The organism is Albidovulum sp. (genome assembly GCF_049646345.1).
Classification (GTDB): domain Bacteria; phylum Pseudomonadota; class Alphaproteobacteria; order Rhodobacterales; family Rhodobacteraceae; genus Albidovulum.
In genome coordinates this window covers 1-9,911 of record NZ_JBARVQ010000077.1, presented here as the reverse complement: position 1 = coordinate 9,911, position 9,911 = coordinate 1, and the positions used below count along the sequence as shown (strand labels likewise).

General features: G+C 61.2%; 9 protein-coding genes. 4 read left to right on the top strand and 5 right to left on the bottom strand.

The genetic code is table 11. The annotated features are described in order from the left end of the window. On the top strand, positions 1-212 hold a 212-nt coding region (locus WBB85_RS01985; protein WP_432636945.1), incomplete at its 5' end, for a spike base protein, RCAP_Rcc01079 family. A gap of 92 nt (positions 213-304) precedes the next feature. Here the strand turns inward: WBB85_RS01985 and WBB85_RS01980 are convergent. The 3 genes from WBB85_RS01980 to WBB85_RS01970 form a co-directional block, all read right to left on the bottom strand. Next, complete coding sequence (locus WBB85_RS01980) at positions 305-2,545, bottom strand: LamG-like jellyroll fold domain-containing protein (RefSeq protein WP_432636944.1); 2,241 nt, start codon at positions 2,543-2,545, stop codon at positions 305-307. A 216-nt stretch (positions 2,546-2,761) separates the two neighbouring features. Continuing rightward, positions 2,762-3,463, bottom strand: coding sequence for an SGNH/GDSL hydrolase family protein (locus WBB85_RS01975; RefSeq protein WP_432636943.1), 702 nt, complete (start codon positions 3,461-3,463; stop codon positions 2,762-2,764). 5 nt (positions 3,464-3,468) lie between these two features. Next, on the bottom strand, positions 3,469-4,035 hold the full coding sequence (locus WBB85_RS01970; RefSeq protein WP_432636942.1) for an acyltransferase: 567 nt from the start codon (positions 4,033-4,035) through the stop codon (positions 3,469-3,471). Positions 4,036-4,233: 198 nt separating this feature from the next. On the opposite strand from WBB85_RS01970, the gene WBB85_RS01965 reads away from it, so the two are divergent. The 3 genes from WBB85_RS01965 (at position 4,234) to WBB85_RS01955 (ending at position 8,150) form a co-directional block, all read left to right on the top strand. Next, positions 4,234-5,190, top strand: a complete 957-nt coding sequence (locus WBB85_RS01965; protein ID WP_432636941.1) for a glycosyltransferase family 2 protein — start codon at positions 4,234-4,236, stop codon at positions 5,188-5,190. A gap of 157 nt (positions 5,191-5,347) precedes the next feature. Next, positions 5,348-6,835 (top strand): O-antigen ligase family protein, encoded by a 1,488-nt coding sequence (locus WBB85_RS01960; protein WP_432636940.1) that lies wholly within the window; start codon positions 5,348-5,350, stop codon positions 6,833-6,835. Between the two features lie 136 nt (positions 6,836-6,971). Next, the gene (locus tag WBB85_RS01955) at positions 6,972-8,150 is read left to right on the top strand and encodes a glycosyltransferase family 4 protein (RefSeq protein ID WP_432636939.1); all 1,179 of its coding nucleotides are present in this window, start codon (positions 6,972-6,974) and stop codon (positions 8,148-8,150) included. On the opposite strand, the gene WBB85_RS01950 is transcribed toward WBB85_RS01955, so the two are convergent. Next, entirely contained in the window at positions 8,147-9,064 is a 918-nt protein-coding gene (locus tag WBB85_RS01950) for a rhodanese-related sulfurtransferase (protein WP_432636938.1), read from the bottom strand. The two genes, WBB85_RS01955 and WBB85_RS01950, sit on opposite strands and share 4 nt — an antisense overlap. Positions 9,065-9,100: 36 nt before the next feature. Next, the coding region (locus tag WBB85_RS01945; RefSeq protein WP_432636937.1) for an Hsp70 family protein at positions 9,101-9,911 on the bottom strand (811 nt) is incomplete at its 5' end.

Genomic DNA, 9,911 nt, shown 5'->3' with positions numbered 1-9,911 from the left:
ATGCTGCGGTTGTGACGCCGGACGACGTCACTGATCTTACCCATCTTCCCCGCGCCCTCTATGTGGGCAATGGCGGCGATCTTTCGATCCGCTGCGCCGGGGGGCAGTCTGTGGTGCTGCAAAATGTCCCGGGGGGCAGTGTTCTTCCGCTTCGGGTGACCCGCGTCAATGCAACCGGCACCAGCGCAACCGGCATCGTCGCGCTCTGGTAACTTTCTGTGGCTGCCATTGGGTCATGCAAGTCAAGTCAAACCGGGGCGCGGTCGGGTTGGACCGCGCCCCTTCATTTTACGTACGGCGTTATTCAGGTGGCGTTGGCCCCCAGTTTCCACGGATCATTATTTGCGGATGAGGCAGGACCGGTAATTGATTTGTAGGGCGCACCAATGGGCGCTGCCCCGTTCCCGGTGGCCGACAGCCAGGTCCTGAGATACTCGACCTCAGCCGCCAACTGCAATGTGCCACTGTTGCGTGCCAAATAGCTAAGCGCCCGGTTGCTCTGGAACACACCATTGCCGGGTACAGAGAATGGCACCGTCGCGATGAGTGCCCCGTTGATCACCACACGGAACACTTTGGCGGTCTGATCAGCGGAACAGACAATGTCGTACCACACATCCGCCGCCAGCGGCGTCGCCACTGTCGCCGACGTGATCGTCCTCAGACCGGTCCCGTCTTCTACGGTTACCCTCAGACTGCCGGTATTCATCAGTTCGACGTCGAAGCCGGTTGCGGATTGCGAAAACAGCATCGCGGTCGATCCGGGAAGATCGGGAAACCGAATGCGCGCGGCATGGGTGATCGCGGTGGTATTCGCGGGTACATTCTGCGGGTCGAGGAAGTAGGGACCGGTGCCCGAGCTATGGAAACTCGGAGCGCCGACGGGCAGCGTATTGGCGAGGATCGCCGTATCGGCCAGCGGCCGGACGGATACACCGTCAAGGCCTGCTGCCCCGATATCGACAATTGGCAGGTTCTTCCAGGTCCCGGCAATATGATCGTCCGGGTAAGAAATCATGCCCGATGCGCCGCCTTCGCCAAACTGGACCATATCGGTGTGGGTGAAGGTGCCGCTGTTTGGGAAAATGCGGACACGCCCCGAAACGATCTGCATGTTTTCTGCGGGTTGGCCGTTGATCTGGAACCCCATGACATCGGTCCAATGCGCATGGGCCGCGCCAAGCGCCGGTTCGCCCCGCGCAAGGCGCGTCGTGGTGACAGGACCGGCCGAAGACCACACTTCAACCCATGCACCGGCTGATTCCCACAGGCAGTTGTCGAACTCGGGCACCTGCCAGCCAGTTAGTCCGGCCGATTGCAGCACCGTAAGCGCGGTCAGGCGCGCCCATGCCTGCAGGCCGTCAGATGTTTCGCCCGACGGGTGGGAAATGTCAGTCCATCCGCCCGCGCCATCGTCACGGCCGTTGACATAGTTCAGCGGCTCAAGCCCGAGCGGCAGGAACATCGTGGCATCCGGTATCGTCAGCATGGTTCGCCAACTGCCCCGCGCAGCTTCCTTGTTGGCAAGGTTGAATTGCATCCCGCCGCCCAGATAGTGCGTTGCGTTCAGCATATCGGCGTCGATATCGAAGCGGTGTGGGCCGTAGGGTATCCAACGCGTGCGGGCATAGTCGTAGAGTTCACCAAACCAGTGATCCGCGTGATAGCTGCCGCCCGCGCCGAATGTGATTGTCGCGGGGAAGCTGACCGGCGTTCCGGCGATGGTCTTGCCCGAGAAGAGGGGAAACAGCGCTTCGCCGTAACTGGCCCCAAGTCCACCCGAGGCGGCGAACCACGACACTGCCGCCAAACCGACATGCTGCCCGTCTGCGGTGGCAAAATCATGCAAGGCCTTGTCAGCGGCCCAGGATCGGCCGGGATTGGAATCGTCCACAAGCATACGCGGGTCCGAACCGGACACCGTATGAAAGACAAGTGCGAACTTTTCGCCGGGCCGGGTGGCGATGAGCGTTGCCGCCATGGCGGCGGCGGCGGCGGTCAATGGTGCCGCATCGCTGAGCAGGTGGCGCACCGGACTGGTATCGGCACCGTCGAATATCTGAACTGCTTCGGCATCCGGAATGGCTGGGGGGGGCGTATTATCGTGAAAGGCCGACAGGATCCGGTCAGGCTCTGACTGCCCCCATATCGCGATGACATGGCCAACACCAAAGCGGTCCATACCCTGCGCGCTGACGCCGGGTTGCGATTTCAGCCGGACTTCGGGTCGGAACCAGGTGGCCGCGCGTGGTGCCGAAATGCTGCCCGTCCACTGGCCAGAGCCGTCGATTGTCGCGATATCGATCCAGGCAGTGGTCGCCGCGCCTCCATCGTCAAGCGATATGGCCCGCGCCTGCACCACCTGACCTGCTGTCCCGCCACCTGCCAGCGGAACATCGGCGGCGGCAAGGCCGAAAGCTGCGCCGCTGTCAAAGATCGTGCGGTCGCGGCTGAAACCGGCAATTGAAACCGAACCCGGCTGGGGCCCGGGCCCGGATTGCCCGGGTCGCGTCGCCCGAAGCGAAAGGGATGAAAGTGAAAGCATAGCGTTTTCCCGTCTTGCGGGACGGCGCCACGGTTGTGGCCGGTCTCAACCGGACAGGCAGAGGCGCTCGTCCGGTGGCCTGCGCCGTGCTTGAGGCGGGGCGCTTGCGTTTCGCAACTCCCTCGCATCTTCCCGACACATCTCGGTCGTACATATCACCGACCGACAAGCTGTTGCGCAGAAGGCCGGACATGCGCGCGTTTCGCTAGGAAGACGTCAACGCTCTGCGTGCCGACACTTCGATCCTGCAATTTGCGCCAGAAGTGCCGTCAGATCCTTCTGGTAAAGATCAACCTCCACGGCGGGCACCGGGTGCAGCCCGTCGGGCATTCCGATGCGATCCACGCCTGCGGTGCGCCAGCGAATTGTGCCGTCGAAGAAACTTGCATGGGCTTCGTCGGCCAGTTCCGCATAGTCTCTATAGTACGTGTTCAGGCGTGGCCGCTTCAGCCGTTGCAGGCCGCGAACCGGATTGGTCGCCATGAGGATGATGGCGATATCCGGGTTGCGGTCCCGCAGCGTAGCAATCATGTGCCTGTGGTTTGCCCGACTTTCACGTCGGGAAATCCCGTCAGTCAGATCGGCATCGTTGATCGCGTATTCGAGGATGGCCATGTCCTCATCGGCAACATCTGCCGCATGTAGCAGCGCCAGCCCGTCCCGCGATCCTGCACCGGCTTTGCCCATGACCGTGACGCGGAAGATACCGGTTCCGCATGGAACCGGTCGGCCATCGATCCTGCCCGGCCATTCTGCGCGGCGGGCGAGGCTGGTTCCGAACACCGCTACCCGCAGATCCCCGGTCAGCCCTGACTGTCGCTTCAGCGGCACGATCCGGTCGCCGATCTCGGGCGGCGGGCTAAGTTGCAGCGCACCACCCCCGATGATCAGTAGGCCGAGAACTGCCAGAAGGCGCATGAGGATCAGGCCAGCCCCTGTTGGACAAGGGCGCTTTCGGTGGCGTCGGCATCGGCAAACCGGCCGTAGGGGCCGACATCTATACCGGACCTGATGATTTGCGCGGGATTTCCTGCGACGACCGAACCCGGCGGAACAGACTTCGTCACGATGGAACCCGCCCCAACGACGCAATTGTCCCCGATTTCGACCCCGGGAAGGATCAGACTGCGACCACCGATGAAGCAGTTCGCGCCAATGCGGGTATGAAGGTAAAGGCCGCGTGTCCGGTCATGGGTCAGGATCCGTGCTTCAAAGGCGATGTAGGAATTGGGGCCGACATGGACACCGACAGGAAAGGTGCGGTCAAATTTCGTCGACATCGAAAACTGGGCCGTGTCGTGAATGTCCATCCCCCAGACCCGCCGCAGCCAGACCCGCCGCAGCGAAACCAGCAGATTTCGCAGACGACCCAGCCGATTGAGTCCACGCTTGCGGACCTTAGCGTGGGACTTGCCGTTGAGAGTGTCACGACAAAACGGCTTAACCGGGCTGAATGTTGACGAAAGCTGCGTGGCCGGATCGAGAAGCATCGGGTCCTCCTGACCGATCTTGGGACCGGGACTATCCCGGCTAAGTCACATTTAGAAAACGTCAATATAGTTAATGAAACGCAAATGGTTCCCCGAGGGTTAATTTCACCGGTGTTCTTTGCTTGGATAAAGCGACAGTTGGAGTGTCTTGGGGATCAAGCTCTTGGCAGAGTTGCAAGAATTGTGTTTTGAGGCCTCATGCAGGACATCAGGAACAGCGCCGCACCGGACCTGACGGTGATTGTGGTCAGCTACAATACCCGTGCGCTCACGCTGGCGGCGCTGCGGACATTGCGGGACGAAACCCGGCATACGGACATGAAAGTGGTCGTTTTCGACAACGCATCGGCAGACGGTTCAGCCGATGCGATCGCTGCCGAGTTTCCGACGGTCGAGTTGATCCGCAACCCGGAAAACGTTGGTTTCGCACAGGCGAACAACATCGTTGCGGCGCAGGCGGATACCGAATGGTTGCTGCTTCTCAACCCCGACACTGAAGTTTACTCTGGCGCTGTCGACAACCTGATGAACTTCGCCCGCAACCAGCCTTCGGCCGGGATCTATGGCGGACGAACGGTCTTTCCCGACGGATCGCTTAACATTGCCTCATGCTGGATGCGGATGACGCCCTGGAGCCTGTTCTGTTCGGCAACCGGCCTGACCGCGCTTGCGCCAAACTCAGAATTCTTCAATCCCGAAGCGATGGGCGGATGGAAGCGCGATACCGTCCGCGAAGTCGACATCGTGGTCGGCTGCTTCTTTCTGATCCGCCACGAGCTGTGGAATACCCTCGGCGGTTTCGATCTGCGTTACTTCATGTATGGCGAGGAAGCCGACCTGTGCCTGCGGGCGGCCAGACTCGGATATCAGCCGATGATCACACCGGATGCCGAGATCATGCATATCGTCGGGGCGGCGTCGAAAACGCTCGGCCGCAAGATGGTTCTGCTGGCGAAGGCGCGGGCGACCCTCATTCGAGATCACTGGCCACGGCCATGGGTGCCCTTCGGCCTGGCCATGATGTGGATATGGGCCGCAATCAGGGCATCGGCATTCCGCGCCCTGTCATTTCTGGGCATGCGCAGAGCCGATGCAAAGGCCGTGGCATGGCTGGAAACGTGGCAGGCGCGTCACGATTGGTTGAAGGGCTACTGAGGTTAATGCGCCGTTCATGAAAAGTGATGACTGGATGATATAGTATCAGTCGACCGTTCGACCATAGGCCAGTACAACACGGCGTCCCCGCGGAGAAACAAAGATATACACGCGTTCCACACCAGCCGCCACGGCACCGACATCAGCGCATAAGCCGGTGGCAAACAAGACCAGCAGCGGCAGTGACGCTGACACTGGCGCGATCATTGTGCTGCTCTATGTCGTCGCGGTGATTCTGCCGATCGGTTTTGACATCGGATCGCTGGCGATGAGCATGCTGCGCCTTGTGCTGATCTTTGTCTTTGTCCCGCTCACAATCGGGCTGTTCTCGGGCCGATATGGCAAGGTTTATCCGGTCGACTATCTGCTGTTCCTCCACGCGCTGTGGGTAGTTCTGTCGATCAGCATCAACAACCCTGATCGCGTCATCGAGAATGGTGGCGCGAATGCTCTGGAATTCCTCGGCGGTTATGTGGTCGGGCGGACCTGCATCCGCTCTCCGGCGGCCTTCTATTCGCTCATCCGCATGATGTTGGGTTTTGCGATCCTGTCGATCCCGTTTGCATTGGTCGAATCGCAGACCGGCACCGCAATTCTGGTGAAATGGATCGACAGCATTCCCGGCATCAGTTCTGTCGTCCAGATCGACGTTCCCCCACGCATGGGGTTGCACAGATCGCAGGTCGTCTTTGCCCATCCGATCCACTACGGGCTTTTCTGTACGGCGGCCCTGTCGCTGACCTGGATCGGCATGCGGAGTGTTATGGGCGGCACCGCACGGGTCATGGGGTCGATGACGATCCTTTTGGCGGTGTTCCTGTCCCTGTCAAGTGGGGCCCTTCTTGCCGCTTTGCTTCAGATTGGTCTGATCTCGTGGAACTTCATGCTCCGCAACAACCCGAAAAGGTGGCTGATCCTCGTCGGGATATTTGCGTTCATTTATGTTGTCATTGACCTCGCATCAAACCGGACACCGATACGGGTGTTCATGAGCTATGCGACATTCTCGGCCCATAACGCATTCTACCGGGCGATCATCTTCGAATGGGGGATGATAAATGTCTGGGACAACCCCTTCGTGGGATTGGGTCTTCGCAGGTGGGTCCGGCCGGGATTCATGCGGTCGGGAAGTATCGACAACTTCTGGCTGGTGATGGCAGTCAAGTTCGGCATTCCCGGCTTTTTATTGATCGCGGCCGGATATGCCGACGCAATGATACGGGTCGCCCGGACAAGGCTGACGCCCGGATCTGCGGTGTCTGACCTTCGCCTGGCCTGGATGTTCACCTTCGTCGGGCTGACCTTCACTCTGGCGACGGTGCATATCTGGACGTCCATCTTTTCATTCGTATTCTTCCTTCTCGGGGCGGGTCTGTGGATGGTGAACGCGACGGACGAGGACGGCGCAGGCGCCCGCGTTGCCGCCAACCCGGCGGACGCCCGAAATGAACGAAGAACGATGTGGTCACGTCAGACAGAGCCTGTCATGCGCCGCGAAGGTGTGAGTGTGACACTCGCGCGCGATGGCGCAAAGGACATGACGGAAACGCCGCCAGAAAGCGCCACCGCGCGCTATACGCGATTCGCACAAGGCGGTCATGGGAATGACGGGTTCCGCAGGTCGCACGAAGAGGACGGGAAATGATGCCTTTGTCTGGTCAGCCGCACATGGTTCGCGGAATTTCTCCGGTTTTCAGTGGTCTGCTTCTTGCAACTGGAAAACTTGATCAAACGAGTGTAATCCATATGCGCCCCTTCGGCGGGGCTGTGGAGAGTAGTGAGTGGACGATTTGAACGTAGGCGCACCCATCATGAAGGTTGATGCATTGGAGCGCCCGGCTATCCGGACCTTTATGGAGATGCCCGGTACGCTGGCTGGTGTCAGCATGACCTGCCGGTCGATCCTGACCGGGGCCGCCGCGGCTGGCGTCAAGGTTGACCTCTTCACATCATATCTTGATGGCGTTGCGCCGCATGGACTTATCGTTCACACGAGCCTGCCGCGTCTTCTGCAGACACTTCCATACGGCGTCACCAAGCATCTGGTCCGGTCACGCCTGCGGAACCAGTTTCTCGATGCGGTATCAGAGGGAGATATCGCCTATCTCTGGCCCTCGACGCCCTTGCATATCTATGAAGCTCTGGCCGCAAGGGGCGTGCCCATTGTTGTCGAGGCGGTCAACACACGCATGGCAACAGCCAAGCCACTTCTGGATGCCGCTTACGATGCGCTGGGGTTTGCACCGGGGCACGGGATTACCGAAGCGCGTATCGCCGAACAGAACACACGGCAAGCGCTGTGCCGGGCAGTGTTTACACCCAGCCCCGCCACCGAACAGTCGATGCGGGGAACCGTGCTCGAACATCGTATCATTCCGACCAGCTACGGCACATGGGTGCCGAAATCCCTGGCGCCGCGGCCCCGCAAGAATAACGATGAACCGGTCACGTTCCTGTTTCTCGGGCGGCTCTGTGTCCGCAAGGGCGCGCATTTCCTGCTCGACGCATGGCGGCGGGCACCCAAAAACGCCACGCTCAGAATCGTCGGAGATATCGAGCCAGCGCTCCGGACCATATTCGCCGATGTCCTCGATGCGCCGAACGTCCGTTGTGTCGGCTTTACGCTGGACATTGCGGCTGAGTTCGCACGTGCCGATGTCGCCGTGCTTCCGTCGCTGGAGGAAGGCGACCCGATCGCGACCTATGAGGCCGCCGCCCATGGTCTGCCGGTGATCGCGTCAGCCGTTGGTGCCGGGCGCATCGGTTCCGAAACAGGTGCCATCAACATCGTGGACCCGTCCGATGCGCAGGCCCTGCGTCAGCGGTTTGAAGATTTCGCAGCCTCCGAGGAACTGCGCCGTCATTGGGGCGATCTGGCCCGGTCCGCATCTCTGGGCTATGACTGGAATCTCGTGGCGCCGCTCCGCATGCAGCGTCTCTTTGCGTTCCTGAAGCGTTAGGGGTCGTTCCCGCGCCGCCCCAGATGGCGACGTCCACCCTCTTTGGCCATCTCAATCTGGCGCTGACGTTCCCGAAACCGTTCCCGCTGTGCATCGGAATATTCCTCCGCGCAAGCCGGGCATTGCACACCTTCTTCATAGTCCGGATGGGTCATCTCCTGCTCTGAAATCGGGCGCCTGCAGGCATGGCACATCTCATGTGGTCCCTCGACAAGTCCGTGGCCCACGCTGACCCGCTGATCGAAGACAAAGCATTCGCCCTGCCACAGGCTCTGATCTTCCGGGACGTCCTCAAGATATTTCAGGATGCCGCCCTTGAGGTGATAGACCTCGCTGACCCCTTCCTTCAGCAGGAAATTCGTCGATTTCTCGCAGCGGATACCGCCGGTACAGAACATCGCCACGCGCTTGTTGCCAAAGCGCTGGGCATTGTCCCGCCACCAGGCCGGAAACTCGCGGAAGCTTTTCGTGCCGGGGTCGATGGCGCCATCGAAGGTGCCGATGGAGACCTCATAGTCGTTGCGGGTGTCGATCACGACGACATCGGGGGCCGCGATCAACTCGTTCCAGTCTGCCGGGTCGACGTAGTTGCCGGTGCCTGCGCGCGGATCGACATCCGGCTCGCCCATCGTCACGATTTCCCGCTTCAAGCGCACTTTCATCCGGCCAAACGGCATCTCGGACGCGGTACTTTCCTTCCAGTCGAGATCGGCGCAGCCGGGCAGGGCGCGGATATGGTCCAGAACAGTATCTATTCCGCCCCGATTGCCAGCAATCGTCCCGTTGATCCCCTCGCGCGCCAGCAACAGCGTACCCCTGACCCCTGCCGCTTCGCAGGCAGCCAACAGCGGTCCGCGCAGCGCGGCGGGGTCAGGGAAGGCGGTGAATTTGTAAAGGGCGGCGACGGTAAACATGGCGGCGTGATACGGCGGCTGGCCTGAACAGGCAAGTCAGACGGGATCGGCGGTGGCATAGGCCAGGCCCCGCACAACCGCCGTGAACACGTCCGAACGTTCGGCCCGCGCCTCTGGCAGGGCGGCACGGACCTCGGCCTCGACCACCGACAACAGGCTGGATCCGCCGACAAAGATGACCCGCGCGACCGCATCTGCGCCTATCCCGGCGCTTGCCAGCGTGTCGTCAATCGCCGTCCGGATCGCCTGTGCCGATGGAAAGAGCACGCTCGCCAGTTCGGCCCGCGTCAGAACCGGCCTTAAACCGGGTTCGACCAGTCCCAGATCGACTTCCGCCTCATCCGCGCCATTCGCACCGATCTTGGCGGCCTCGGTCGCGAAGGCGACGTCATGGCCGATCTCGTTCTCGATCACCCGGACCAGCCTGTTCAACCGCACCGGATCGACCGCCATCCGCGCCATGCCCCTGGCGTTTCGCAAAGTCGCGGGGCCGTAGAGAAAGGCGATCTTTTCCCAGCTCGCCAGATCGTGGAACACCGCGCGCGGCACCGAATGCCGCCCCGGACCGAGCTCATTGCGCAACTCACCACCCAGCCCGAAGAGCGGCATCACCTTGTCGAAACTCAGGTCGCGGTCGAAATCGGTCCCGCCCAGCCGGATGCCGTGGCTGGCAAGCACATTCATCGCGCCATCCCGGTCTTCAAAGAGCGTAAAGTCAGAGGTGCCGCCGCCGATGTCGACGATCAGGCCGATGCCGGGTGCCGTCCCGGCCGCACGGGCGGCCGCGTCGGGTTCGTTGACGAAGCGCACATCGTCGAACCCGGCATTCTGGTAGCATTCCCGCAGA

Coding starts and splice junctions, on each gene's coding strand:
- WBB85_RS01980 (WP_432636944.1), bottom strand. CDS start 2,545: ATGCTTTCACTTTCATCCCTTTCGCTTCGGGCGACGCGACCCGGGCAA.
- WBB85_RS01950 (WP_432636938.1), bottom strand. CDS start 9,064: ATGTTTACCGTCGCCGCCCTTTACAAATTCACCGCCTTCCCTGACCCC.
- WBB85_RS01975 (WP_432636943.1), bottom strand. CDS start 3,463: ATGCGCCTTCTGGCAGTTCTCGGCCTACTGATCATCGGGGGTGGTGCG.
- WBB85_RS01965 (WP_432636941.1), top strand. CDS start 4,234: ATGCAGGACATCAGGAACAGCGCCGCACCGGACCTGACGGTGATTGTG.
- WBB85_RS01970 (WP_432636942.1), bottom strand. CDS start 4,035: ATGCTTCTCGATCCGGCCACGCAGCTTTCGTCAACATTCAGCCCGGTT.